The organism is Streptomyces sp. NPDC097981 (genome assembly GCF_040302565.1).
Lineage (GTDB): Bacteria > Actinomycetota > Actinomycetes > Streptomycetales > Streptomycetaceae > Streptomyces.
Genome location: NZ_JBEORW010000044.1, coordinates 1 through 26,292, shown reverse-complemented (window position 1 = coordinate 26,292; position 26,292 = coordinate 1). Strand labels below are relative to the sequence as shown.

The 26,292-nt window shown below is 72.7% G+C and carries 17 protein-coding genes; 6 read left to right on the top strand and 11 right to left on the bottom strand.

Annotated features, from left to right (window positions below):
- Positions 1 to 272: 272 nt before the first annotated feature.
- Entirely contained in the window at positions 273 to 2,444 is a 2,172-nt protein-coding gene (gene helR, locus ABTY04_RS32135) for an RNA polymerase recycling motor ATPase HelR (protein WP_352216961.1), read from the top strand.
- A 15-nt stretch (positions 2,445 to 2,459) separates the two neighbouring features.
- On the opposite strand, the gene ABTY04_RS32130 is transcribed toward helR, so the two are convergent.
- From ABTY04_RS32130 to ABTY04_RS32080, 11 genes are all read right to left on the bottom strand, one after another.
- Complete coding sequence (locus tag ABTY04_RS32130; RefSeq protein WP_352216960.1) at positions 2,460 to 5,024, bottom strand: ABC transporter permease; 2,565 nt, start codon at positions 5,022 to 5,024, stop codon at positions 2,460 to 2,462.
- 122 nt (positions 5,025 to 5,146) lie between these two features.
- Positions 5,147 to 5,980 (bottom strand): ABC transporter ATP-binding protein, encoded by an 834-nt coding sequence (locus ABTY04_RS32125; protein WP_352216959.1) that lies wholly within the window; start codon positions 5,978 to 5,980, stop codon positions 5,147 to 5,149.
- A 201-nt stretch (positions 5,981 to 6,181) separates the two neighbouring features.
- Positions 6,182 to 6,859, bottom strand: coding sequence for a response regulator (locus tag ABTY04_RS32120; RefSeq protein WP_352216958.1), 678 nt, complete (start codon positions 6,857 to 6,859; stop codon positions 6,182 to 6,184).
- A complete protein-coding gene (locus tag ABTY04_RS32115; RefSeq protein ID WP_352216957.1) occupies positions 6,856 to 8,556 on the bottom strand; it encodes a sensor histidine kinase in 1,701 nt (566 codons plus the stop codon). The genes ABTY04_RS32120 and ABTY04_RS32115 overlap by 4 nt, the downstream gene beginning before the upstream one ends.
- Before the next feature lie 434 nt (positions 8,557 to 8,990).
- Positions 8,991 to 10,343 (bottom strand): lipase, encoded by a 1,353-nt coding sequence (locus tag ABTY04_RS32110; protein WP_352216956.1) that lies wholly within the window; start codon positions 10,341 to 10,343, stop codon positions 8,991 to 8,993.
- Between the two features lie 344 nt (positions 10,344 to 10,687).
- Positions 10,688 to 11,101, bottom strand: a complete 414-nt coding sequence (locus ABTY04_RS32105) for a hypothetical protein (RefSeq protein ID WP_352216955.1) — start codon at positions 11,099 to 11,101, stop codon at positions 10,688 to 10,690.
- A 185-nt stretch (positions 11,102 to 11,286) separates the two neighbouring features.
- On the bottom strand, positions 11,287 to 12,720 hold the full coding sequence (locus ABTY04_RS32100) for a hypothetical protein (protein WP_352216954.1): 1,434 nt from the start codon (positions 12,718 to 12,720) through the stop codon (positions 11,287 to 11,289).
- Positions 12,721 to 12,892: 172 nt separating this feature from the next.
- Positions 12,893 to 15,448, bottom strand: a complete 2,556-nt coding sequence (locus ABTY04_RS32095; protein ID WP_352216953.1) for a WD40 repeat domain-containing protein — start codon at positions 15,446 to 15,448, stop codon at positions 12,893 to 12,895.
- A gap of 105 nt (positions 15,449 to 15,553) precedes the next feature.
- On the bottom strand, positions 15,554 to 17,878 hold the full coding sequence (locus ABTY04_RS32090; RefSeq protein WP_352216952.1) for an ABC transporter permease: 2,325 nt from the start codon (positions 17,876 to 17,878) through the stop codon (positions 15,554 to 15,556).
- Positions 17,879 to 17,880: 2 nt separating this feature from the next.
- Positions 17,881 to 18,660 carry an ABC transporter ATP-binding protein gene (locus tag ABTY04_RS32085; RefSeq protein ID WP_352216951.1) on the bottom strand — a complete coding sequence of 260 codons (780 nt, stop codon included), beginning with the start codon at positions 18,658 to 18,660 and terminating at the stop codon, positions 17,881 to 17,883.
- Positions 18,657 to 19,163, bottom strand: a complete 507-nt coding sequence (locus ABTY04_RS32080; RefSeq protein WP_352216950.1) for a PadR family transcriptional regulator — start codon at positions 19,161 to 19,163, stop codon at positions 18,657 to 18,659. The genes ABTY04_RS32085 and ABTY04_RS32080 overlap by 4 nt, the downstream gene beginning before the upstream one ends.
- Positions 19,164 to 19,329: 166 nt before the next feature.
- Here ABTY04_RS32080 and ABTY04_RS32075 point away from each other — a divergent pair, with 166 nt between their 5' ends.
- The 5 genes from ABTY04_RS32075 (at position 19,330) to ABTY04_RS32055 (ending at position 26,186) form a co-directional block, all read left to right on the top strand.
- On the top strand, positions 19,330 to 20,604 hold the full coding sequence (locus ABTY04_RS32075) for an ABC transporter substrate-binding protein (protein ID WP_352216949.1): 1,275 nt from the start codon (positions 19,330 to 19,332) through the stop codon (positions 20,602 to 20,604).
- Between the two features lie 211 nt (positions 20,605 to 20,815).
- A complete protein-coding gene (locus ABTY04_RS32070; protein WP_352216948.1) occupies positions 20,816 to 22,495 on the top strand; it encodes a glycoside hydrolase family 13 protein in 1,680 nt (559 codons plus the stop codon).
- A gap of 75 nt (positions 22,496 to 22,570) precedes the next feature.
- Positions 22,571 to 23,902, top strand: coding sequence for an ABC transporter substrate-binding protein (locus ABTY04_RS32065; RefSeq protein WP_352216947.1), 1,332 nt, complete (start codon positions 22,571 to 22,573; stop codon positions 23,900 to 23,902).
- An 11-nt stretch (positions 23,903 to 23,913) separates the two neighbouring features.
- Complete coding sequence (locus ABTY04_RS32060; RefSeq protein WP_352216946.1) at positions 23,914 to 25,245, top strand: ABC transporter permease; 1,332 nt, start codon at positions 23,914 to 23,916, stop codon at positions 25,243 to 25,245.
- Positions 25,242 to 26,186, top strand: a complete 945-nt coding sequence (locus ABTY04_RS32055) for a carbohydrate ABC transporter permease (RefSeq protein ID WP_352216945.1) — start codon at positions 25,242 to 25,244, stop codon at positions 26,184 to 26,186. The genes ABTY04_RS32060 and ABTY04_RS32055 overlap by 4 nt, the downstream gene beginning before the upstream one ends.
- Positions 26,187 to 26,292 lie beyond the last annotated feature (106 nt).

The following is a 26,292-nucleotide window of genomic DNA, read 5'->3' as shown; positions in this document are numbered from 1 at the left end:
GACACGGCCCCTGCGCGGAACGTCCGGCTCCTCGCTCCGCGGCATGTCCGAGGCGCTGCGGGCCCGTTGGCCTGCTGTACGACCGGGGCACGCATGGTGCCAAGCTTCGCGAGGAGGTGGTCCGTACGTGGCGGACGAGAAGGGCAAGGGAGCATACCCATCCCTTGCCACTCTCAACTTATAGCGCACCAGGGGGCTTGCGGCAAGGCCCCGGGCATCCCGCAGAATCGCTGACTCAAGGCCAGGACCTGCGGAAACAGGAGATCCACGAGGTGCATGTGCAGTCGTCCCCTCTGACCACCACGGCGTTCGACCTTCCCGACCGCCTCTCCCCCAAGGCCGACCCGGCGCTGATCGCCGGCGACGAGGAGCACTTCGCGGCCGTCGCGAAGAGCCTCGCGCAGTCGACCGCCGAACTGTCCGCCCGTCTCGAAGACTTGCGCAGGGCGCCCGGCGGTCTGGGGCGGGAGGCGATGGAACGGGACACGGAGATCCACCGGCTGACCGCCCGTCTGCGCACCCTGAGCCGCTTCGGTCTGGACCTGTGCCTCGGGCGCGTCGTCGGCGAGGACGACGCCGAGCCCGTCTACATCGGACGGCTCGGCCTCACCGACGACACGGGCCGCCGGCTGCTCGTCGACTGGCGCTCCCCCGCGGCCGAGCCGTTCTTCGCCGCGACCCACGCCAACCCGATGGGCCTGGCGAGCCGCCGCCGGTACCGCTGGACCGCCGGGCGGATCAGCGACTACTGGGACGAGGTGTTCACCGCGGACGGGTTCGAGGGGCATGCCGCGCTCGACGACCAGTCCGCCTTCATCGCGAGCCTGGGCGGCAACCGGTCGGCGCGGATGCGGGACGTTCTCGGCACGATCCAGGCCGACCAGGACGCCATCATCCGTGCGGGATCCCGCGGCGCGCTCGTCGTCGACGGCGGTCCCGGCACGGGGAAGACGGTCGTCGCCCTGCACCGCTCCGCCCATCTCCTCTACTCCGACCCGCGCCTGGGGCACCGTCGGGGCGGCGTGCTGTTCGTCGGCCCGCACCGCCCCTACCTGTCCTACGTCGCCGATGTCCTGCCCAGCCTCGGTGAGGAAGGGGTGCAGACCTGCATCCTGCGGGACCTCGTTGCCGAGGGGGCCACGGCGGCGATCGAGACCGACCCGGAGGTGGCCCGGCTGAAGTCGTCCGCCGACATGGTGAGGGCGATCGAGACGGCCGTCCGGTTCTACGAGGAGCCGCCCGCCGAGGGAATGACGGTCTCGACCCACTGGGACGACATCTGGCTGAGCGCCGAGGACTGGGCCGAGGCGTTCCAAGCGCCGGAACCGGGCACTCCGCACAACGAGGCGCGCGAGCAGATCTGGGCGGAGCTGGTCACGATCCTGCTGGACAAGCGCGACGCGGACGACGACGGCGACGTGTCGCCCGACCTGTTCCGGCGGTCGCTGCGGGAGGACAAGGAGCTGGTCACGGCCCTCAACCGCGCGTGGCCGCTGCTCGATCCGGCCGACCTCGTGGGAGACCTCTGGTCGGTACCCGCCTACCTGCGGATGTGTGCTCCCTGGCTCGGCCGCGATGAGGTCGCGAAGCTGCAGCGGGAGGACGCCCAGGCGTGGACGGTGTCCGACCTGCCGCTCCTGGACGCGGCGCGGCAGCGGCTCGGCGACCCCGAGTCGGCGCGGCGGAAGCGCCGGCACGACGCCGCCGTCGCCGCCGAACGCGCGCGCATGGCCGACGTCATCGACGACCTGCTCCAGGCCGACGACGACGGCGAAGGTGCGGTGACGATGCTGCGCGGGAGGGACCTGCAGGACAGCCTGGTCGACGAGACCGTCCTGCCCGGCGCCGACCCGGACCGGCTCGCCGGCCCGTTCGCCCACATCGTCGTGGACGAGGCACAGGAACTGACCGACGCGGAGTGGCAGATGCTGCTGCTCCGGTGCCCCTCCCGGAGCTTCACCATCGTCGGGGACCGCGCCCAGGCCAGGTACGGGTTCACGGAGTCGTGGCGGGATCGCCTCGAACGGGTCGGGCTCGACCGGATCGACCTCGCCTCCCTGAGCGTCAACTACCGGACGCCGGAGGAGATCATGGCGGAAGCCGAACCGGTCATCCGGGCCGCGCTCCCGGACGCCAACGTGCCGGCCTCCGTCCGCAGCAGCGGCGTTCCCGTCGTCCACGGATCCGTCTCGGAGCTCGGCTCGGTCCTCGACACCTGGCTCGCCGAGCACGCCGACGGGATCGCCTGTGTCATCGGCGATCCCGCGTTCCGGGCGACGGACCGCGTCCGGTCGCTGACCCCGGGCCTGTCGAAGGGGCTCGAATTCGACCTGGTCGTGCTCATCGACCCCGGGGCGTTCGGCGAGGGCGTCGAAGGAGCGGTCGACCGCTATGTCGCGATGACCCGGGCGACCCGGCAACTCGTGATCCTCACGAGCCCGTGACCAGGACGGCCGCCGCTATTCCGCGGCGATGGCGTGCAGCGGGTTCTGTGCGGCTGCCCGGCGGGCGGGGACGACCGCCGCGGCCGCGCAGATCGCGAGGGACAGCAGGCACACCAGCAGCAGGGTCCCCCAGGGGAGCACGAGGGAGTACTGCTTGATTGCGCCTCCCGCCAGCGCGCCGACGCCCCAGGCGCCGAACACTCCGCCGGCCAGGCCGAGCAGGGTGCCGAACGCTGCGACGGTCAGGGCCTCCAGCCGGATCATCCGCCGGATTCCGGCGCGGTCCGTCCCGATGGCACGGAGCACCCCGATCTCCCGGGTGCGCTCCGACACCGACATGGCCAGGGTGTTCACGATGCCGAGCGCGCTGATGACGACGCCGATGACGAGCAGCCCGTACATCAGGGTCAGCAGGTCGCTCATGCTGCCGGCGGCCTCGTGGACGAGGCTCGCCCGGTCCTGGACGGTCAGCAGCGGGTTGTTGCCCACCGCGGTCCGCAGCCGGTTCCCGGTGGCCTCGGCGGCGGCGCCGTCGTCGGTGCGTACGAGGACCCGTTGTACGGAGCCGGGCAGGAAGGCGTCCTGCTGTACTTCGCTGCGGTCGCCCACCGCGTCGTGGGCGACCGGGTTGTCCGTGTACACGCCGACGACGAGGTACTGCCTGAACTCCTCGGCCCGCCCTATGCGGGCGCCCAGCCGGCCGCCCGCCCTCAGCCCCTGCTCCCGGGCGAGGGTGGCGGAGACGGCGATCCGGCCGGGTCCGAGGTCCCTGGCGGAGCCGCTGGTGAAATCGAGCTTCATGACGGTGTCCAGGGCGTCCGGGGCGACACCGGAGATCTGCCGGACGCCGCCGCCGGTGAACAGGGTGGAGTCCGCGACGGGGACCGCGGCCCGTACGCCGGGGACTTCGGCCACGCGCCGTACGGCGTCCGGGTCGATGCCGGTCGTGGGGGTGCGGGTGGTGATCACGTGGCCGGCGGTGAGACCGGCGGCGGCCTGGCGGTCCAGCGCCTGCCCGGTGGAGTTCCCGATGACGGCCAGCCCGGCGACCAGCGCCGTGCTGATCAGCAGGGTGGAGGCGGTGGCCGCGGTGCGCCGCGGGTCGCGCAGCGCGTTCTCCCGGGCGAGACGGCCGACGACGCCGAAGCGTCCGGTCAGCAGGCCGGTCAGCCGGACCACCGGGCCGGCGAGCAGGGGTGCCAGCACGATCAGGGCGGTGACGAGGACGCCGCAGGCGAGCATCGCGCTCCGCAGGTTCTCCACCGAAGCGTCCTTCGCCCCGGTGAGCGACACGAGCAGCCCCGCGCCGAGGAGGAGCAGCACCAGCCCGAGGGCGCCGCGCACCCGGGTCCGGGCGGCGGAGGGCGGCTGCTCCGCCGAGCGCATCGCCTCGACGGGTGCGACCTTCGCCGCCCTGCGGGACGGCAGCCAGGCGGCGAGGACCGTCACGCCCACGCCGACGGCGAGCGCGGCCAGGACGGGGCGCGGGCCGATCACAAGCGGTGCGTCGGGCAGGGGGTCCTGAGCGGTGCTCAGCAGGCCGGGCAGTACGGAGGCGATGCCGAGGCCCAGGAGGAATCCCGCCGCCGAGGAGAGGAGGCCGAGCAGCGCCGCCTCGGCGAGGACCGAGCCTGCTACCTGGCGGCGTGAGGCACCGATCGCCCGCAGCAGGGCGATCTCGCGGGTGCGCCGCGTGACGAGCATCGTGAAGGTGTTGACGATGAGGAACGAGCCGATGAACAACGAGACGCCGGCGAAGAGCAGCGGCATTTTGGTGTAGCCGCGGGTCAGCGTGTCGACGTAGACGGTCTGCTGGGCGGCCTGGGCGGCCGCGGTGGTGGTCTCGGCCCGGTCGGCCGGGAGTACGGCGGTGACCCGTGCGGCGAGCTCTGACTGGCCGGTACCGTCGGCTGCGGCCAGATCGATCCCGGTGTAGTGGCCCGGGGAGGCGAACATTCTCTGGGCGGTGGCCTGGTCGAACAGGGCGAGGGTGCCGCCTGCGGTCACCCGGGGGTCCTTGGTGGTGACGATGCCCACGAGCCGCTTCGTCATGACCGGGCCGTCGGTCGCCAGGGTGAGCGTGTCACCGATGCCGAACCGGCCGGCGGCGGCGGTGCCGCTGTCCACGGCGAGCTCGTCCTCGCCGGCAGGGGCGCGGCCCTTGATCAGCGGATGGCGGCCGTCCTTGCCGTCCTTGCCCGGTACGTATGCGGCGGCCAGGTTCGCCCACGCCTTGCCGGCCCGCAGCGGGGTGCCGTCCGACGCGGCGAGGGTGGCCGAGCCGTCGGCCGACGGGAGGACGGCGGCGACTCCGGGCACGGCGGCCAGTCTCCGGACGAGCGCGTCGTCGAGCGCGGTGGCGCGCTGGTCGGCGGCGGAGGCGGACGGGGGATTCTTCGGCGTGACGGTCACTGCGATGTCCGCGAAGCTCTTCGACGCGGCGGCCCGGTGGGCGGCGGCGGAGGAGTCCGCGAAGACGAGGGTGCCGGAGACGAATGCGACACCGAGGCAGACGGCCAGGAGGGTCATGGTCAGACGGGCCTTGTGCGCGAGGAGGTTGCGCAGGGCTGTTCGCAGCATGGGGAGCTTCCGGGAGGGGGTACGGGCCGGCGCGGGGTGTGCGCGCCCGGTACCGCGGAGGGTTCTCGGGGAGGAACTCGAAGGGGAAGGGGCACCGTGCGGGACCGGCACGGGAGGGCGGGTCAGCGGGTGCGGGTGCGGCCTTGGGCTTCGAAGCGGAGCATCCGGTCGAGCACGGCGGCGGCGGTCGGCTCGCTCAGTTCGTCGACGACCCGGCCGTCGGCGAGGAACACCACCCGGTCCGCGTGGGCGGCGGCCACCGGGTCGTGGGTGACCATGACCACCGACTGGCCGAGTTCCCGTACCGAGTCGCGCAGGAAGCCCAGCACCTCGGATCCGGATCGTGAGTCGAGGTTTCCGGTCGGCTCGTCGGCAAAGACGATCTCGGGCCGGGTGACGAGCGCGCGGGCCACCGCGACCCGTTGCTGCTGGCCGCCCGACAGCTCGGCCGGCCGGTGGCCCAGCCGGCCGGACAGGCCCACGGTGTTGACGACGGCCTCCAGCCAGTCCGCCTCGGGGCTGCGCCCGGCGATCCGCAGCGGCAGTGTGACGTTCTCCATCGCGGTGAGGGTGGGCAGCAGGTTGAAGCCCTGGAAGACGAAGCCCACCTTGTCCCGCCGCAGAGCGGTGAGTTGCCGCTCCGTGAGGGTGGACAGTTCGGTGCCGCCGATGCGTGCCGAACCGGAGGTCACCGTGTCCAGTCCGGCCAGGCAGTTCATCAGGGTGGATTTGCCGGATCCGGAGGGGCCCATGACGGCGGTGAACCGGCTCCGGGCGAACTCGACGGACACCGCGTTCAGGGCGCTGACGCGGGTCTCCCCCTTCCCGTACACCTTGGTCAGGCCCGTCGCGCGGGCGGCCGGTTCGGAAAGGGCGCCAGGGGTACGAGGGGCGCCGGGGATACGGGGGGCGCTGGGGGCGCTGTGATCGCCGGGGGTACGAGGGTGTCGGGACATCTGGACTCCGCTGGGGACACGAGGGGCCGCGAGACGCCGCGGACCGGGGGACGCGTCCATCCTCATCGCCCCCCACCTGCGAAAACATCGTGCTGCGGGCGGGCTTCGAGCTCTGTCGAAGGGGGTGGACCGGGCGGGTTTCCTCTGCTCTCGGACCCATGTCCGGCCGGCGCGGCTCTGCCTTTCGGCAGAGGCCCGGCATCAGGAGGTCAGGCCGGTCCGATGCGCGAGGAGCGCGGCCTGTACCCGGCTCGCCGAACCGGTCTTGTCCAGGACGGCGCCGACGTGCGTCTTCACCGTGCCGATCCCGATCCCGAGCCGCTCGGCGATGTCCTGGTTGGACAGTCCTTCACCGAGCATCGCCAGGACCTCCCGCTCCCTGGCGGTGAGCCGGGCGATCCGGTGGTCCTCGGGCGGGGGGCCGCCGGCCTCCGGTCCGCCGCCGCGCAGCATCCGGGCGATCACCGTCCCGGTGACGCCTGGGGAGAGTACGGAATCGCCGGCGGCGGCCGCCCGTACGGCGTTGATCAACTCCTGCGGGCCCTCGTCCTTGAGCAGGAAGCCTGCGGCGCCCTCCCCCAGTGCCCGGATGACGTTGTCCTCGTCGCCGAAGGTCGTCAGCATCACCACGCGCGGTGCGGGATCGAGGGCGAGCAGCGGTGCGATCGCGGCCAGGCCGTCGCACACCGGCATCCGGATGTCCACCAGCGCCACGTCGGGGTGGTGGGCGGCGGCCAGGTCGACGGCCTGCCGCCCGTCCGCGGCCTCGGCGACGACGTCGATGTCGCCGGCGTGCCGGAGGATGAGGCGGACACCGTGCCGGATCATCGTCTCGTCGTCTGCGAGCAGGACGCGGATCGGTCGGGCGGGTTCGGTCACGGGGTCTCCCAGGGCGTTGTGTCCCGCGCCGACGGGACGGCGAAACGGTCGACGGCGATCAGGCGCTCCGCTGCGTCGAAGCAGTAGCGGGCGACGGTCAGGGCGCCGGGGTGGCTCTCGGTGGCGCCGTTGAACGGGTAGATGCAGCCGGCCGTACCGGCGGGGCGCGGCGGCTCGTGGCCGGTGGCGGCGGCCCGGACCGCGGGGTGGTCCAGTACGCCCAGGCTCCGCACGTCGGCGTACGTCATGCCGATGCGGGGCAGCGGAGGCGGCCCTGCGTGGTCGGACGGGCGGGCGGCGTACACGAACGCGACTCCGAGGACGGTCAGTACGCACGATGCCGCCAGCCCGAACGCGAGCGTCAGCGCCTCGGCGCCGCGCCGCTCGGGCGCACCGGGTTCGCCGTCCGCGACGGTCGGGCGGGAGGTGTCCGGCCCGCCCGCGGGCCGTTCCGGGGCGGCGGCGTCGGCGAGGGCCTCACGGGGATCGGCCGGGATCGCCGCGTCGACCCGGAACCCGCCGGACGGTGTCGCGGCGGCGTCGAACGCTCCGCCGAGCAGCTCCACCCGCTCCCTGAGGCCGGTGAGTCCGCGGCCGGTGCCCAGTCCGTGCGCGGCCGCAGGCGGGCCCGGTGGGGCACCGTTGCGGACGGTGACCCGCACCGCCTCGTCGTCGTGCGCCACCGTCACGGTGACGTGCGCCGCGGCCGCGTACCGGTGCACGTTCGTCAGGGCCTCCCGGACCACGCGGTGCACGGCCCGGCGCACCCCGGCCGGCCGGGCGTCGAGGTCGGGCCCGGTCCAGTCGAGGCGTACGGCGACCCCTCCGTCGCGGGTCCGGGCCACCAGCTCCTCGATGTCGGCCCGGGTACCGGTGGCGTCGGTCAGGACGTCCGCTCCGGTGTCCCGGCCGAGCGGCCCGAGTACGCCGAGTGCCTGGCGCAGCTCGCGCATGGCGTCCTGCGTGGTCCGCCGGACCAGCACCGCTTCGTCGCGCAGCTCCGGAGCGGCCCGGCCGAGGGCCAGCTCCAGCCCGCCGGAGTGCAGCGAGACGAGGCTGAGCCGGTGGCCCACCAGGTCGTGCATCTCGGCGGCGATGCGGGACCGTTCGTGGATGCGGGCCTCGCTGTCGGCGAGTCGCCGGGCCCGTTCCGCCGCGTCACCGCGCTCGCGCAGCGCCTGCAGCAGGCGTTCCTGCTGCCCGTGTGCCGTGCCCGACAGGCCGGGGACGATCACCGTGGTCGGTGCGAGGACCAGCCCGATGGCGAGCCCGTACGGCAGTGATCCCGGGCCGAGCCAGGGTGCGGCCGCCGTGGCGGACGCCACGACGAGGACAGCGGCCGCTGTCAGCAGCCGGGCCCGCCGGCGGGGCCGCACCGACCGGCGGGCCACCGTGTACGCGGTCGCCGCGGTGACCGGCCCGAGGCCGGGGGCCAGACCGGTCAGCGCGGCCAGCGTCAGGAGCACGGCGGCGGGGAAGCGGCGGCCCAGCGCAAAGAGCGCGACGCCCACGGCGATCAGGAGGAGGTTGAACTCCGGGTGCGGCGGACTGCCGATCCGCACCAGTGCCGCCTCCACGCCGACGGCCGCCAGGATCACCGCGGCCGTCTCCGCCAGAGCTCGTGCGGAGCCGCCCGGGATCGCTCCGCCGGGCGGGCGACAACGGTCGGGGCGACGGGAAACCCTTGTGGATGCCACGCTGACCAGTATCGACGTCCGGTTTCGCCGGGACGTGGGCCGCGCGGGGGATATGCCTCTCTGCCGAAAGACATAGACACGCGGATGCCGGTCAGGGGCGGACGGGGCCGCGACAGGGCAGTGTCTGCCAGGAGTTCCCTCTGCGCTCCCGACGTCCTGCGCGACCGGGCGCGGATCGTGGAGGGGCTCGGCTTCGACCCGCTGATGGTGTCGGACCATGCGGCCATCACCCCGGGGAACTCCTGCGGCGCGCGATCGGCATCGCGGCCCGCGCCATCGCCCCGGGCGACGCGCCGTACGGCTGCCTGCCGGCCGGGCCGGGCGGCACGGCGCAGGACGGCCCGGCCCTGTTCGACGAGGCGCGCGTCCCGAGCGACGACCACTACCGGCCGTAACCGCCCCGGATGGGGGACGCCCGGCGCATCGACGGGGCGTCAGGCCGAACGGGCGTCGCCCGCGGCAGCCGTGTGCGAACGGCGCAGCTCGGCGAACCAGCGCACGATCTCCGGCGTGGCCGCCACGTTGGACCCCAGGTGGCGTGATCCGTGGTGGTCGACGGCGCCGAGATCGACGAACGGGGCGTCCACTCCGTTCCCGCGCAGCGCGGTCCGGCAGTGCTCGGTGTTCGCGGTGACGGCTTGCTCGTCGCCGGTCGCCATGTAGAGCCGGACCGGGGCGCGGGGTGCCCAGTCGGCGCACACGGCATCCGTGGTGCGCAGCGCCGCGGCCAGTGGCCCCGTCGGGTGCGCGAGCAGTTCGCGGCCGTGTTCGGTGAGCAGCTCGTCGAGGGTGCCCGGGGTGCCGCGCATCAGCTGCTCCCCCGTGTGGGCGCCGTCGAAGAGCGCCTCGACGGTGCTGTCGTAGGGGGCTCGGAAGACCTCCCCGGGGCTGCGGTAGAGGGGGTGGAGCCGGTTGAACGCCACCAGGGTGTACGCCGCGTACAGCACACCGGACTTGGGCTCCAGCTTGCCGTCGATCAGCGCGGGCAGCTCCGTGCCGCCGAAGTCGTACGCACCGCTGACCGGTGCCAGCGCACCCAGCGCGAACCAGCGGTCCTCACCCGCCTGGAGTGCCCGCCCGAGGCCCATCGCCGCCGAGGCCCCCTGGGAGAAGCCGGTGACCATGACCTCGCGCTCCAGCACGTGTCCGGTGCGGGGTGCGAAGGCGCGGGCCGCGCGGAGCATGTCCAGGGATGCCGTGGTCTCGGAGCCGATGTCCATCCAGGGGTGCGGACCGGGTCCCTTGCCCATCCCCAGGTAGTCGGGAGCGACCGCCGCGGCTCCGGCCGCCGCGTGCGCGATCGCCGGTGCGGACACGAACCCGCCGCGCTGCATCGATGGCGCGTCGTCTTTGTGGCTGCCGGTGCCGTGCGCGAAGGAGACCGTCCGCAGGCGTGCCCCACCGCCCAGGGGCAGCACGAACAGCCCGCTGGCCGTCGTGGGCCGTCCGTACGCGTCGACGGTCCGGTAGACCAGCCTGTAGGCGACCACGCCGTGGCGGACGGTGTCGCCTGCGAAGCCGGCCGCCTTCAGCCCGTCGGCGACGGCCTGCCGGGTGGCGAGCGCGTACAGCTTCTCGGCGGAGACCACGGTGCCCCGGCCGCGGGCCTCGTGCCGCGCCTGCGCGGGGGCAGCGGGTGCGGCGGGGGCAGCGGCGGCGGTGGCCACGGCCGGACCGGTCAGCAGCAGGCAGCAGCAGACGGCCGCCGCTCCTGCGCGCAGACCGCGGCGGTACCCAGCTCTGCTGCGCGCGGACGACGAGGCGAAGTGGACCACGAGTTCCCCCAAGTGTGCTCGACGAAGACCATTTCAGCCTCGCGTCGTGCGGACTCCGGTGCACTGGTGCCTGCCCCCGGGTCTTCCTGCGGCCCGCCCCCCTTCCGGGTGCCGCCTGTACCGCCGTCGGGTGTCGGTGGGGCATGCGACGACCCGAGGCGTGATCGTCTCGTCGGAATCCCTGCCGGAGCATCTGCCGTGTTTCTGGGACACCGTGGGACGCCGGTTGATCGGCTACGGGAGCCGGCCCGGCGGCCGGGCCCACGCGGCGGCCCGGGCGGCGGAGGCCGGGCGGGCGGCCGGTGCCGGTCCCGGTCAACGGGATCGGCACCGGCCCGGCACCAGCGGGGTCTGGATCAGTAGTAGTTGTTGCCGTCCCAGCTCGACGTGGCGCAGGACAGTGCCGTGTCGCCTTCGAAGGTGCACACCTGGATGCGAAGGGCCCAGATACCGCGCGAATCCGTGAGCGAGGTGTTCCAGATGTCCTCGGTGTTGTAGCCGGTGGTGACGGAGCGCCACGCGTAGCTCGACACGTTGCGGGCCGGGTCCATGGACTGCACCCGGATCTGGACGTGGTGCCCGTCGGCGGCGGTGTCACGCAGACGGAGGTGGATGCTGTACGCGTTGGTCTTGCTGGCGTAGCTGAAGTCGCCCCAGCCGGCCGCGCCGGTCGCGCTGTCGTACACGGAACCGGCGGACGCGCTTCCGGTGGAGAGTACGAGCGCCGCGACGGCGGCGGCACCCACGGTGAGAACTTGGCGGAGTTTCACGGATCTCCCAGTGTCAGATCGGAGGATGTACCGCTCGCCAGTGTAGTCATGTACACGTCACCCCCTTCCGGATACCCTCTCCCGGCCGAGGAAACGTCAGGTCAGCGCACTGTCGGCGGCATCGAGGACGTTCCGGAACGTTCGTGTGATGACCGGCCGGGCCGGGTCACGCCGTCCTTCCGCCGCTACGGACGGGCCAGGATGTCGCTCAGCCGGTGTGCGTAGATGACGCGGCCGCACGGGGAGCCGGCGTCGGTGCAGCCCGCAGTGCCGTCCGCGCGGTGCTCGGTCAGCGACCAGAGGTACTGGGTGCCGCCGCCCGGCACGCTCTGGCCGTGCTCGATGTACAGGTCCTCGGGGCCCACGGCGTTGGTGATGTTGCTGCCGTAGTCCACCAGCCGGCCGCCGGTGACGGTGGCGCGGCGCAGGCTTCCGCTGTTGTCGAGGTAGCTGCGGTTGAAGTAGTACATCCCGTTGTAGCGGGCGGCGCCCTGTGTGAGGTCGCGCGGGAGGTAGTACGCCGACGTCGCGTTGACCACCCCGCCCGCCGTCTTCAGCAGACCCGTGGCATCGTCGATGGGCAGCGCCCCGACCCGCCCCTTCTCGGGGTGGGTGTCGTCGGAGTTGCAGTACTCGCCCATGATCAGCGCGGGGGCGGCGGTGTCGCTGCGGTCGACGGAGATGTACGACGCCTTGGGGGCGCCGGTGGCCACGCAGGTCCCCGCGGACGAATTGCCCTGGGCGGAGACGAACTTGTACGAGGCCACCTGCGGCATGACGTACCGGTAGGTGTGGCTGTAGTAGACGTTGCTCTGCCGGCCGATCTTGGTCTCGTCCCTGACGTTGCTCTTCAGACCGTCGAGCGTGGTGTCGTCCACCGAGGCGTTCTGGTCCGGGTTGAGGTCGAGGACGGAACGCATGTCGAAGACGCGCAGGCCGTTCATGGTGTCCGCGACGTACAGGTAGTACTTGTACCAGGCGACTCCCCCGGCATGGACGTCGATCGCCTTGTACGAGGCATTGCCGTACGAGTTGTAGTACGGCTCCACCAGCAGCACGTGGCGGTACCGGCGCCCGTCGGGGTCGCCGGCCACGGGCGTCTCGGGGTCCAGGAACGACAGCCGTACGCCCTTGTCCGGGCAGGTGCCGGGGTCGGCCGTGCACAGGCTGGTGCTCGCCTTGTCGTACCAGGCCGTGACCAGCGGCTTGCGGCTGCCCCAGAGCTCGTCGGCCTGGGCGTCCGACACGCCGGTGATGCCCTGCGGGATCCATTCCTCGGTGTCGGCGTCACCCCCGTCCCAGCAGAGTTTCCGGGCCGGAGCGAGCGCCGCGCCGTTGTCGCCGGTGCCGAACGGGTCGGTGGTGCACGACGCACCGGTCTTGGCGATCCGGTTGCCCTGGTCGAGCAGGTCCTGGATGCCCTGCGTGGGCAGGGCGGCCTTCAGATCGGCCACCGGGCCGCTCAGGTCCGGCCCGGACTTGAGGTTGAAGGAGGATGCGGTGGCCGGGTCGCCGGGGGTCGCCGCCCGCGCGGGGGCACCGAGTGCGGGTATCGCGAGGGCCGCCGCGGCGAGCGCGGCGACCCACCCGGATCGCCGGGAGTGGGATCGCTGAGACAACGTCAACATGCTCTGGCCTTTGCTCAAATGGAAGAGGTAAGGCCATGGATCATTTCAACACGCCCGTTGCCACGTCCAGGAGGATGACCGGAATCCCATCTCCCGCCCTGAAAAGCGGAATTCGCGCCCGGCAGTCGGCGTGCGTCCCTTCCGGCCGTTTCGCCCTGCTGTCTCAGCGCCGGCCCAGTACCGCGACCTCCGGCCCGAACCCGACCACCAGCGCTCCGCCCGGCGCTGTGGTGAGCGCTCCGACCGGGAGCGGGAGTACGTACTCGGGCCCCACCTCACAGCCGGTGGCGAGGTCCCAGAGCTCCACCGTCCGCTCCTGGCCGACGACCGCCACGGGCCGCCCCGCAACGGTGGTGACCGCCATCGCCCGGCCCGATCCCGTGTGGCGTGCCGGGACGCTGCCGGCCTGCTGCCCGGAGGCGAGGTCCCACAGGCGCACGGTGTGGTCCCGGCTCCTGGTGACCGCACAGGGCTGCCCGTCCACGACCGCGGTGGCCACCGCGGTCACCCAGTCGGTGTGCCCGGTCAGGGGTTCGCCGACCTGCCGCCCGGTGGCCAGGTCCCATACGCGCACCGTCTTGTCCCAGCTCCCCGTGACGGCGACGGGCCGTCCGCCCAGCACGGTGGTGGCCACGGCCGGGATCCTGCCGGAGTGGCCCACGAGCGGTTCGCCGGCCTGTCGCCCGGAGACGAGGTCCCAGATGCCCACGGTCCGGTCCGAGCCTGCGGTGACGGCGACGGGCCGCCCGTCCTCCAGCACCGCGGCGGCCAGGGCCAGCACCTTGCCGTGGTGGCCGGCGAAGGGCTCGTGGAGCGGGCGCCCGCCCGCCAGGTCCCTGATGTGCACCCTGGCGACCGGATCCGCGGCGATGACGACGGCCCGGCCGTCCACCACTGCGGTGGCCACGGCCGACACCTCGCCGTCGAAACCGGTGAGGGCCTCGGCTGCCTGCCGCCCCGTGGCCAGGTCCCGGACCCGCACGGCGCGGTCGGCACCTGCCGTGACGACGACGTCCCGTCCTTCGACGACGGCCGTGGCGGCCGCCAGGACCGAACCGGCACTTCCCGACCGGGGTTGGCCGCCGTCCCGGGTGTCGCCGAGATCCAGCTCCCAGGTCCTGACCGTGTGGTCCTCGCCCGCGGTGACGGCAACGGGACGCCCGTCCATGACGGTGGCGGCCACGTCCCAGACCCGGCCCGTATGGCCGCCGAGCGGTCGGCCGACGGGCAGCCCGGTGGCCGCATCCCGCACCTGGACCAGCCCGTCCTCCTCAGCGGTGAGGGAGACCGGTTGCCCGTCCAGCACCAGGGTCTGCGTGGCGCCCTGCGCGTCGGCCGCTGCGGTGCCGCCCGGGCCCGACCGGCCGTCCCGGTGGCCGGTGAGCAGCTCCCAGACGCGCGCTTCCCGGCCGACGTCGGCGGCGAGGGCCACGCTCTGTCCGCTCGGCACGGCGGTCTCCACCACGCGTACGCCGTCCGCGTCCTGACGGGAGGCCGCCGGATCCCAGATGCGCAGGATCCGGTCGGATCCGGCCGTGAGGGCGACGCGGCGGCCGCCCAGCACGGCGGTCTCCTCCCCGCGGGCCACCGCGCCGATCCTGTGACCGGTCGTCACGTCCTGGAGGAACTCCTCCTCTCCCGTGTCGACCGCGACGGCGATGACCCGCCCCTCCAGCACCGTCACCGCGGTCACGTAGGACATGTCCGCGGCGTCGGACGACTGCAGGTGGAAAGCGGCGGCCTGCGGGCCCTCGGCCGGGTGGCCGGTGGTCAGGTCCCACAGGCGCGGCCTCTGGTCCGCCCCCGTGGTGAGGGCGAGCGGGCGCCCGTCGAGCGATGCGGCCCTCTCCACGGGCAGCGGCTGCCCGACGTGACGGCCGGTGGCCGCGTCCCGCACACGGAGCGTCCCGTCCGCTCCGGAAGTGATGACCACGCGACGCCCGTTCAGCATCGCCGTGTCCGTCACCTGCGGGAATTCGCCGACCTGGCAGCCCGTGGCCATGTCCCACACGTGCGCGGTCCGGTCCACCCCGATGGTGAGGAGGACAGGGCGGCCGTCCATCGTGGTGCTGTCCACCACCCGTACGAACTCCCCGGTCTGACGGCCGGTGGCGAGGTCGAACACGAGCACCGACGCGTCGGTGTTCAAGGTGAGGGCCACGGGGTGCCCGTCCGCCACGACCGTGGTCACGGACACGGCCTCTGCCGTCACCGACGACACCGGGTCGGTACGGCCGGTCACCGGCTCGTGGAGCGGGCGGCCCGTGGCCAGGTCCCATACGCGCACCGTCTTGTCCCGGCTGCCCGTGACGGCGACCGGCCGGCCGTCGACCACCGCCGTGGCCACCGCCGTCACCGGGCTGCTGTGACCGGTCAGGGAACGCAGGAGCCGATGGTCCGCCAGGGAGCCGTCGGCCCAGCCCACCCGCCACTGCGCCGGGGGTTCACCGGTCACCTCGGCGGCGGCGAACCACGCGGCCAGGTCCGGGTCGCCCAGCCGGGCCGCGTCCAGGGCCAGCACCTGACGGCGGCGGGCGGCGCCGATGTCCCGGTGCACGTCTGCCGAAGCCCGGTACACGGCGGCCACGAACCGGGCTCGCGCACCGCGCGCCCGATCCGCCAGCGCCAGCACCCGTTCGGGTTCGGCCGAGACGAGAAGTCCCGGATCCGAGAACAACTCGTCCACGTCACACGGCAAACCCTCGGAAGTGTCGATCATGGCCCGCAGACTAATCGGACGCTCTGACACCCGGCTCCGGCCGCCGGGACTCCCGTCGCACGCCCAGGACGGCAGGCGCCGGGTCGGCTCACCCCGCGGCCCGGGTCAGAGCGTTTCGCTCAGCGAGTCCGCCAGCCTCCGCCGCGCCGTCCGCGTCGCCGGCAGCGCCGCCGCCACCACCGCGCCCAGCACCGCCCCGACAACCACCGCCAGCAGCAACGGCAGCGGCGGCAGCTGGGCGATTCCCGCGCCGATCCCGCTCGACGCGCCCTGGGTGTCCACCAGCCACCTGCCGGACAGCACCCCCACGGCCGTACCCACCACGGCGGATGCCAGCGCGGTCAGTCCGGCGGCCGTCACGATCATCGAACCGATCTGCCGGGGCGTCAGCCCGATCGCCTTCAGCGCGAGCAGGTCCCGCCCCCGGTCGCGTACGCCAGTGCTGATCAGCGTCATCAGCTCGATCAGCCCGATCAGCGCCAGCACCGCGATCAGCGCGGCGATCACTCCGCGCGCCGGTTCCAACCGGTCCACCGGATCGGGCGTCTCCCGTACCTCCAGCGCTCCACCCGCCGCGGCGGCGAGCGTGGCGCTCACCGCCCGGGGGTCCGTGCCCTTGCGCAGCACCAGGGCGTGGAAGTCGGGGCGCAGTCCCGGATCGCGCTCGCGCAGCGCGTCGATGGTCGTCGTGATCACCCGGCCGCCGGATTCGGGTTCGATGGTGCGCCCGACGAGGTGCAGGATCTGCGGCCGTCCCTCGACGGTCATCCGCACCCACGCGCCGACGCGTACGCCGAGGAGGTCGAGGAGCCCCTGTCCGGCCACCGCCTCGTCCGGACCGCCGACGGCCCGTCCTTCCACCACCTTCGAGGGGTAGGGGTCACCGGCCGTCCCCAGCCCGCGGAGCGTGATGGTTCCGGTCTGCCCCGGTACGAGCGCCGCCATCTCGGCGCCCGGATGGACGGCGGCGATGTCCGGGACCGCCGCGAGGGTCTTCTCCAGTTCCGCGTCGGACACCCCGGCGCCCTGTTCGGCCCGTACGGTCAGCGCCGCGGGCAGCCCCATCTGCGCGGGACGGCTGTGGAACTGCTCCAGGGTCGACCAGGCGACGAGCGCGACCGTGATGAGGACCAGCGGCAGGGCGAGCCGGGCCACCGGTACGAGCGTCCGGCCCCGCCGCGGGAACGCCGCACGCCACCCGAGGACCAGGGCGGGCGGCACCCGCATGCCGAGGGCCCGCCTGCCGAGGGCGGTCATCGGCGCGGCGGTCGGCAGCGCCGCGCGTGCCACCGGCACGGGTGGCACGCGTCCGGCCCGCCAGGCCGAGACGCCGGTGGCAGCCGCGATCAGCAGCACCGCGCCGCAGGGGACGCCGATCATGAGTGCGGTATGGCCGGGCAGGCCCTGCCACACGGCCGCCGCTTCCCCGATCCGCCCGGGGATCCGGGCGCCGAGCAGGGCGATCGCCGCCGTGCCGAGGGTCACGCCGAGGAGGGCGAAGGCGAGGTGCTGGACGAGGAAGCCGCGGGTCACCTGGCCTGGGGTGAAACCGACGGCCTTGAGGACGGCGATGTCCTTCAGCTGGCCGCGGACCCGGGCGCCGATCGCCCCGGACGCGGCGAGCGCCGCCGCGAGCAGCGCGCCGAGTCCGAAGACGGCGAACATCTTTCCCAGGAGCCGGTCGTCGCCGCCCGCCTCGGCCCGCGCCTGCTGCCACTTGGTGACCTGGGTCACCCGGTCAGCACCGAGAACGGTCACCGCGCGCTGGACGATGAAGTCGGTGTCGTCCGGATCCGCCAGGCGCAGGCCCACGCTCTGCCCGGTGTCGCCGTGGGCGATCCCGTCGAGGGTGCCGGAGAGCACCCAGCCGACGCCGGGCCCGCCGCCCGGGTGGTAGCGGGGCTCGGCCACGTCCGCGATTCCGCTCACCTGCAGGACGTGCGGGGCGCCGTCCGGTCCGGTCACCCGTACCGTGTCGCCGGGCTCCGCCCAGAGCGCCCGCGCGACCGAGGTCTCCAGCACCACGGCGGCGGCCCGCGCACCGTCGTCCGGCCGGTCGAGCCAGCTGCCTGCGGTGACGAGCGGCCGTCCGGTTTGCGGGAGCGGGCCATCGGTCGCGCGCAGGGTCACCCCGACCCGGGCGCCACGTGATGCGACTGTCGTCGCCGCCGTGCGGTAGGGCCCGGAGAGGGCTTGGACCCCGTCCACCGCGGACAGCGCGTCCGTGTTCGCCCCGGCGCGGGTGTTCAGCCAGATGTGCGCACCGTGGGACTGGTTGAAGATCCGCTGCCAGGGGTTTGCCGCGTAGCTGAACAGCGCGCCGGCCAGCAGGAGCGAGGCGATGATCCCGGCGCTGGCCAGTACGACGAAGAGGGCTTCGCCGCGGTGTGCGCGGAAGTCGGCGTGCGCCCAGCGCAGAGTGGCCCGCACGGTCACTCCTTCGGTTCCAGTTCCAGGTCCAGTACGCCGGACACCCCGCCGGCCGGCCGCCGGGGTCCGTCACCGAGCTGCGCGTCGTCGGCTATGCGCCCGTCGAAGAAGCTGATGACGCGGTCGGCGGCACTCGCCATCCGGGCGTCATGGGTGACCATCATGATCGTCTGGCCGCGCTGGTGGAACCGGGAGAGCAGCCGCAGCACCTCGCGGGTGCCCTTGCTGTCGAGGCTGCCGGCCGGTTCGTCGGCGAGCAGCAGCGTGGGGTGGTTGACCAGCGCGCGGGCGAGTGCGACCCGCTGCTGTTCGCCGCCGGACAGCTCGCCGGGCATCGACCGCTCACGCCCTTCGAGGCCGAGTTCGGCGAGCAGCTCGGCGCGGGACTCGCGGGCGGCTTTCGGGGAGGCGCCGGCGAGCAGGGCGGGCAGTTCGACGTTGTCGGCGACGGTGAGGTTGGAGACCAGGTTGAAGAACTGGAAGACCACGCCGATGCTGCGCCGCCGAAGGACCGCCCAGCGGGCCTCGCGGTACGCGTCGACCCGCTCTCCGCCGATCCACAGCTTCCCGCCGTCGGGCCGCTGGAGGCCGCCGATCAGGTGCAGCAGCGTGGACTTGCCGGCGCCCGACGGCCCGGTGACGGCGACGAACTCGCCGGGTTGGACGGACAGGTCCACCCCGCGCACGGCGTGCACCGGCACGCCCTCGCCGTGGTGCGTCTTGGTCAGGCCCTCGGCGCGCACGATGGGCGCGGCAGGAGCGGTCGCGGCGTCTGCGCTCATTCCAGCTCCTCCTGACAGCGTTCCAGCCAGTCGAGGTCGGCCTGCAGGTGCAGCATGGCGCCCTCGATCAGCAGTTGGGAGATCTTGTTGTCGCGGTCTTCCGCTGCGGCCAGCTTGGACAGGTCCCGCATGGTGTTGAGGTATTGCCGCCGCTGCTTGTTGATCAGCGCGACCGGATCGGCCAGACCCGACCGCGGTGCGAGGGCGAGCTTCATGAAGAACTCGTCCCGTACCCGGGGCTCCTCGGCGGTCTCCTCGAACCAGGCCAGCACGGCCTCGCGCCCGGCGTCCGTCAGCCTGTAGGTACGCTTGTTGGGCCGGCCCGACTGCTCGACGTCCTCGCCTTCGATGAGGCCGCTCTTCTCCAGCCGGCCGAGGGTGACGTAGATCTGGCCGACGTTGGGCTGAGGGTACGCGGCGCCCAGGAGCTTCTCAAGGTCCTGCTTCAGCTCGTAACCGTGCGCAGGGCTACCGGTGAGGAGCGCAAGGAGCGCCAGCCGCACTCGCCCCCTCCTTCCCGCTCCGTAGTCAACGGTTCACTCGCCACCGGGCCGAGTGGCGCCGCCGTCCGTCCTGTCTGCCTGGACGTCTAGTATCGCCCATGCCTAACGGGTATATATAGGCCACTATGGTCGGCGGCGCAGCCGGATCGTGCACTGGGAGGAATCTATGCGGTGGATGCGTGCCGCGGGTAGAGCTCTCCTGGTCGCGGCGGTACTGGTGGCGGGGTATTCCGGTTTCGGTGTCCACGCCGACGCGGGTGCGGCATCGCGGGGCCGCGGCCCCCTGACACTCGTGACGGCGGGCGATCTGACCGACTACCTCCCCCCGCTGCTCGACGACTGGAACCGCGGGCATCCCGACGAGCGCGTCACGCTCGTCGAACTGCCCGACTCGGCCGACGAGACCCGGGCCCAGATGATCAGCGAACTGCGCTCGGGTCGCGACCGGTTCGACGTACTGAACATCGACGTCGCCTGGACCTCCGAGTTCGCGGCGGCCGGATGGATCTCCCCGCTCGACCGCGACCGCTTCCCGCTGGACGCCTTCCTGCGGCCGGTCGTTGACACCGCGACCTTCGACGGCCGGCTGTACGCGGTCCCGTACGTCACCAACGCGGGCCTGCTCTACTACCGCAAGGACATTCTGGACAGGGAGGGCGAGCAGCCGCCGCGCACGTGGGCCGAGCTGGCACGTCAGGCGCGCACGATCGCCCCGAAGTACGGACTGGACGGCTATGCCGGGCAGTTCCTGCCGTACGAAGGGCTCACCGTCAACGTCACCGAGGCCGTGCACTCGGCGGGCGGTTCGATCCTGCGCGACGACGGCACGCGGGTGACCGTGGACTCCGCCGCGGCGCGCACGGGACTGCGGTTCCTCGCGGACGGTGTGCGGGACGGCTGGATCTCCCGCGACGCGCTCGGCTACAAGGAGGAGGAGTCGCGGCAGGCGTTCCAGGACGGCCGGCTGCTCTTCCTGCGGAATTGGCCGTACGTGTACGCGGACGCCGGCGCGGACGGGTCGAAGGTCGCGGGCAGGTTCGGCGCCGTGCCGCTGCCCGGAGCCGACGGGCCCGGCACCAGCGTGCTGGGCGGCTCCAACCTCGCCGTGAGCAGCCATGCGCGCCATCCGGCGTCGGCGGCCGATCTGATCTCCTACCTCACCAGTGAACGGGTCCAGCGGCAGGTGCTCACCAAGGGCTCGCTGCCGCCGGTGCGTGCCGCGCTGTACGAGGACCCCGAGCTGATCCGCGCGTATCCGTACCTGCCCACGCTGCGCCAGAGCGTGCTGTCGGCGGTGCCGCGCCCCAAGAGTCCGCGCTACGACCAGGTGAGCCTCGCCGTGCAGGCCGTGGCGCAGGACGTGATGGCGCTGCGCCAGACGCCCGAGCAGGCGGCGGCGCGGCTTGCGCACGAACTCGGGTCCATCTCCCGCAAGGGCTGACCGCACTTCTCTCTCCCTCAAGGGCCTCTACTTACATGTTAAGTAGAGGCCCTTCTTTGTGCATCTGGGCATTTCAGAACAAACCACCCCAACTTTGCGTTCTTTTCGGACACATCGTTGACACCTTCCAGTCGCCGCTACTTAACATGCATGCATAACAGCGCACCGATCCGGGGCGCTCTCGCATTCAGCAGAAACAGGTCGACGCGAGATGCTCAGCACCCTTCCGGCCGACACCGGCCATCCCTCCCGCACCACCACTTCTGCCCCCTGGTGGCGCGACGCGGTGATCTACCAGGTCTACGTCCGCAGCTTCCTCGACAGCACCGGGGACGGCATCGGCGACCTGGCCGGCGTACGGGCCGGGCTCCCCTATCTGAGGAAGCTCGGTGTAGACGGCATCTGGCTCAGCCCCTTCTACCCGTCGCCGCAGCACGACCACGGCTACGACGTCGCCGACTACTGCGGCGTCGACCCCGTCTACGGCGACCTCGCCGAGTTCGACCGGCTGGTGGCCGATGCCCGCCGCCTCGGGCTCCGGCTGCTGCTCGACATCGTCCCCAACCACTGCTCCAGCGAGCACCCGTGGTTCCGCGAGGCGCTCGCCGCCGGACCGGGCAGCGCGCCGCGCTCCCGCTTCCACTTCGCGCCCGGCCGCGGTCCGGACGGGGCCGAGCCGCCCAACAACTGGCGCGCCATGTTCGGCGGTCCCGCCTGGAGCCGGGTCCAGGAGCCCGACGGCACCCCCGGAGAGTGGTACCTGCACCTCTTCACGCCCGAGCAGCCCGACCTGAACTGGCGCGACCCGGCCGTCGGCGACGACTTCGAGCAGGTGCTGCGCTTCTGGCTGGACCGCGGTGTCGACGGCTTCCGCATCGACGTCGCCGCCGGACTCTTCAAGCACCCCGAGCTGCCCGACTCCGACGACCCCGGAGCCGATGAGCGCGCCCGCGACGCCGTCAACCAGCTCGCCTGGAACCGGCCCGAGGTCCACGGCGTATGGCGCCGCTGGCGCTCCGTGTGCGAGGAGTACACCGCCCGGGACGGCCACGAGCGGCTGCTGGTCGGCGAGGTGTCCGTGCCGACCGCACGCGAACACGCCGACTACGTCCGCCCCGACGAACTGCACCAGGCGTTCTTCTTCGACCTGCTCAGCGCGCCCTGGGACGCCGACGCCTTCCGCTCGACGATCACCGAGGCGATACGCGACATCGCCGGCACCGGCTCCACCGTCACCTGGGTGCTCAACAACCACGACCAGGTCCGTACGGTCACCCGCTACGCCGGCGAGCCGGGCGTGGAAGGCAGCGGACTGGGAGCCGCCCGCGCCCGCGCCGCCGCCCTGCTGATGCTCGCGCTGCCCGGTGCGGCGTATGTCTACCAGGGCGAGGAGCTCGGCCTTCCCGAGGTCCTCGACCTCCCGGACGAGGTCCTCACCGATCCGATCTTCCACCGCACGGGCAGCCGCAAGCACGTCCGGGACGGCTGCCGCGTGCCGCTGCCCTGGTCGGGGCATGCCTCCCCGTTCGGCTTCAGCCAGGGCATGGCCGGTACGAGACCGTGGCTGCCGCAGCCCGAGTGGTTCGCCGAGCACGCCACCGACCGCGCCCTGGCCGACACCCGTTCCTTCTGGCACCTCTACCGCGAAAGCCTCCAGCTGCGGCGCAGCCTTCCACAGCTCGGCGAGGGCACCCTGCGCTGGCTGGACGCACCCCCGCAAGTACTGGCGATCGCCCGCGGCGACGGCCTGATCTGCGCGGTCAACTTCGGCACGGAGCCGGTGCCCGCCCCGGTCCCCGGGTCCCCGCTGCTCGCCAGCGGGCCCTGTCCCGACGGTGTGCTCCCCCCGGCGACCGCCGCCTGGTGGACGGCGGAGTGCCCGACCTCGTGAACCCGTCGGAGGCCGGTGCGAACCCGGCCTCCGCCTCCCCTTCCCCTCCCCCGCGCGAAACCCAAAGGACCCCTCATGCGACGACCCAGCAAGACCACCCGGCGGATCGCGGCCACCGCATCGGCGGCCCTCACCCTCACCCTCGGCGCCACCGCGTGCGGCGGCACGACCGCACCCGCGAGCGGCGGCGAACTGGCCGGCCAGACCGTGACCGTGGCCGGCGTCTGGACCGGCAGCGAGCAGAAGAACTTCAAGAAGGTCCTGGACGCCTTCACCCAGAAGACCGGCGCCAAGACGGTCTTCGTCCCCTCCGGCGACAACGTCTCCACCTTCGTCGGAAGCAAGATCGAGGGAGGCAACGCGCCCGACGTGGTGATGGTTCCCCAGGTGGGCGTGCTCCAGCAGTTCGCCAAGGCCGGCTGGCTCCAGCCCCTGTCCGACCAGGCCGCCAAGACCGCCGACTCCACCCTCGCCCCGGTGTGGAAGAACTACGGCACCGTCGACGGCACGTACTACGGCCTCTACTTCAAGGCCGCCCACAAGTCCACCGTCTGGTACTCCCCCGCGGCCTTCGCCCAGGCCGGCGTCGGCGAGCCCAAGAGCTACGCCGACCTGCTGAAGGCCGGCCGCACCCTCGCCGACTCCGGCCGCCCGGCCTTCGCCGTGGCCGGCGAGGACGGCTGGACCCTCACCGACTGGTTCGAGAACATCTACCTCTCGCAGGCGGGGCCGCAGAAGTACGACCAGCTGGCCCAGCACAAGATCAAGTGGACCGACGACAGCGTCGTCAAGGCGCTGACCACCCTCGGCGACCTGTTCAAGGACAAGCAGCTCGTCGCAGGCGGCGCCGAGACCGCGCTGCGCACCGACTTCCCCTCCTCGGTCGAGCAGGTATTCGGCCCCGAGCCCAAGGCGGGCATGGTCTACGAGGGCGACTTCGTCGGCGGAATCGCCAAGGACCAGTTCGGCAAGAAGCTCGGTGAGGACGCCAAGTTCTTCCCGTTCCCCGCGGTCGAGGGCGGTGCGGCGCCGGTCGTCAGCGGCGGCGACGCGGCCGTCGTCCTCAAGGACGGCAAGAACGGGAAGGCCGGCATGAAGCTGCTCGAATTCCTGGCCGGACCCGAGGCGGCCGGGGTCTGGGCCTCGGCGGGCGGCTTCCTGTCCCCGAACACCAAGGTCGACCCCGCCGCGTACGGCGACGACACCACCCGCAACACCGCCAAGTCGCTGGTCGCGGCGGGCGACTCGGTCCGCTTCGACATGTCGGACCAGGCTCCGGCCGCGTTCGGCGGGACCAAGGGAGCAGGGGAATGGAAGCTCCTCCAGGACTTCCTGCGGGACCCGTCGAACCCCCAGGGCACGGCCGCGGAGCTTGAGGCCGCAGCCGCCAAGGCGTACGGGAACTGAGGCGGCCCGTCATGGCTGACACCCTGACCGCCCGCGCCGCGGCGAACCCGCGGCGCCGGGCCCAGCGAAGGAAACGCCGCCTCGCGATCGTCTTCGTCCTTCCGGCGCTGCTGCTGCTCGGTGCACTGGTCGTCTACCCGGTCGTCTTCTCCCTCGGCCGCAGTCTCTTCGACGCCAGTGGCGAACGCTTCGTGGGAGCCGGGAACTACGCGGCGATCCTCCACGACCCGGCCACCCTCAAGGCGATCCGCAACAGCACCATCTGGGTCGTCGTCGCCCCCCTCCTGCTGACCGGACTCGGGCTGATGCTCGCCGTGCTCACCGAAAAGGTGCGCTGGGCAACCGCGTTCAAACTGGTGCTCTTCCTGCCGATGGCCGTGTCGTTCCTCGCCGCGGGCATCGTCTTCCGGCTCGCCTACGAGCAGGACCCGAACCGGGGCGTGCTCAACGCGGTGGTCGTCGGCGTCCACGACACCTTCGACGGCGCCGCCGCCTATCCGACCGCCCGGGCCCGCGAGGGCCACGGCCTGACCGGCAGGGCGGGCGGACCCTACAGCACCAGGGAAACGGTCCGTCCGGGCGGCTCGGTCACCCTCGGCCTCGTCGGGGTGGCACCCGACGCGATACCCGCCGGCGCGGAGGCCGCCGCCGCGGCCGCGCCCGGCACGGACGGCATCGGGGGCGTGGTCTACCTCGACTTCGCACCCGGTGGCGCAGGTACGCCGGGCAAGGTCGACCCGGGCGAGAAGGGCCTGCCCGGCATGACGGTCGAGGCCGTGCGGGACGGCCGGGTGGCCGCGACCGCGACCGCCTCCGCGGACGGGTCGTTCCGCTTCACCGGGCTGGCCGACGGCGAGTACACCGTACGGCTGCCCGCGGCCAACTTCGCGGCCCCCTACCAGGGGGTGAACTGGCTCGGCCCGGCGCTGGTGACGCCGGCCATCATCGGCGCCTACCTGTGGGTGTGGACCGGCTTCGCGATGGTCCTGATCGGCGCCGGGCTCGCGGCGATCCCGCGCGACGCGCTGGAGGCGGCGCGGATGGACGGTGCCAGTGAGGGCCAGATCTTCCGCAGGATCACCGTGCCGCTGCTCGCGCCGGTGCTCACCGTGGTCTTCGTGACCCTGGTGATCAACGTGATGAAGGTCTTCGACCTCGTCTACATCATCGCGCCGGGACCGGTCCAGGAGGAGGCGAACGTACTGGCCACCCGGATGTGGCTGGTCTCCTTCGGCGGCGGCAACGACCAAGGGCTGGGCAGCGCGCTGAGCGTGGTGCTCCTCCTGCTGGTCGTCCCGGCGATGGTCTTCAACATCCGGCGTTTCCGAAGGAGCGGGGCATGAGCGGCCACAGCACCATCGAGCGCCGGGCATCCCGGCGGGCGTCACGGCGGGCGACGCCGGTCCGGCCGGTCCCGGCCCCGACCGCGCCGGGACCGCGCCGCAGGGGCCGGCTGTCGCGCCTGCTGGGCAGTTCGGCCGTACAGGGCCTGCTGATCCTGGTCGCCCTGGTGTGGATCACCCCGCTGGCGGGCCTGTTCCTGTCCTCGATGCGGTCCGAGCGGGACAACGCCTCCGACGGCTGGTGGACCGCGCTGGCCGATCCGTCCCAACTCTCCCTGGACAACTACACCGCCCTGCTCAAGGACTCGGGCATCGCGGCGGCCTTCGGGAACACCGTACTGATCTCGGTTCCCACCACCGTCCTGGTGGTCGGCATCGCGGCACTCGCCGGATACGCGTTCGCGTGGCTGGAATTCCCGGGCCGGGACGGGATCTTCCTGGTGGTCGTCGGGCTGCTGGTCGTACCCGTGCAGATCGGGCTGCTGCCGGTGGCCAAGCTCTTCGGAGCGGTGGGGCTGTTCGGCACGATCGCCGGCGTCGTGGTCTTCCACGTGGCCTACGGGCTGCCGTTCGCGGTCTTCCTGCTGCGCAACTACTTCGCCGAGATACCGCGCGAGATGCTGGAAGCCGCCCGGATGGACGGCGGCAGCGAGTGGCGGATCTTCTCCCGGCTCGTGCTGCCGCTCGGCCGGCCGGCGATCGCGAGCCTGGCCATCTTCCAGTTCCTCTGGGTCTGGAACGACATGCTCGTGGCGCTGCTCTTCGCGGACAGCGATTCCCAGCCCCTCACGGTTGCCCTGCAGTCCCAGATGCGGCAGTTCGGAAGCAACATCGGCGTGCTCGCTCCGGGTGCGTTCCTGTCGCTGGTGGTCCCGCTCATCGTCTTCTTCGCCTTCCAGCGGCACTTCGTGCAGGGCGTGATGGCGGGATCGGTGAAGTAGCGGATCCGCCTGCGGACGGACCACGGGCCCGGCGGCCGGCGTCCCCCTTGTGGGGACGCCTGCGGGGCCTGCGGCAGGATCTCTGTGCGGACGATCATCGCCTCAT

What these genes read in the sequence shown, in the direction of transcription:
- ABTY04_RS32130 (WP_352216960.1), bottom strand. Translation starts at nt 5,024, where the DNA reads ATGCTGCGAACAGCCCTGCGCAACCTCCTCGCGCACAAGGCCCGTCTG.
- ABTY04_RS32125 (WP_352216959.1), bottom strand. Translation starts at nt 5,980, where the DNA reads ATGTCCCGACACCCTCGTACCCCCGGCGATCACAGCGCCCCCAGCGCC.
- ABTY04_RS32095 (WP_352216953.1), bottom strand. Translation starts at nt 15,448, where the DNA reads ATGATCGACACTTCCGAGGGTTTGCCGTGTGACGTGGACGAGTTGTTC.
- ABTY04_RS32085 (WP_352216951.1), bottom strand. Translation starts at nt 18,660, where the DNA reads ATGAGCGCAGACGCCGCGACCGCTCCTGCCGCGCCCATCGTGCGCGCC.
- ABTY04_RS32075 (WP_352216949.1), top strand. Translation starts at nt 19,330, where the DNA reads ATGCGGTGGATGCGTGCCGCGGGTAGAGCTCTCCTGGTCGCGGCGGTA.
- ABTY04_RS32070 (WP_352216948.1), top strand. Translation starts at nt 20,816, where the DNA reads ATGCTCAGCACCCTTCCGGCCGACACCGGCCATCCCTCCCGCACCACC.
- ABTY04_RS32065 (WP_352216947.1), top strand. Translation starts at nt 22,571, where the DNA reads ATGCGACGACCCAGCAAGACCACCCGGCGGATCGCGGCCACCGCATCG.
- ABTY04_RS32060 (WP_352216946.1), top strand. Translation starts at nt 23,914, where the DNA reads ATGGCTGACACCCTGACCGCCCGCGCCGCGGCGAACCCGCGGCGCCGG.
- ABTY04_RS32055 (WP_352216945.1), top strand. Translation starts at nt 25,242, where the DNA reads ATGAGCGGCCACAGCACCATCGAGCGCCGGGCATCCCGGCGGGCGTCA.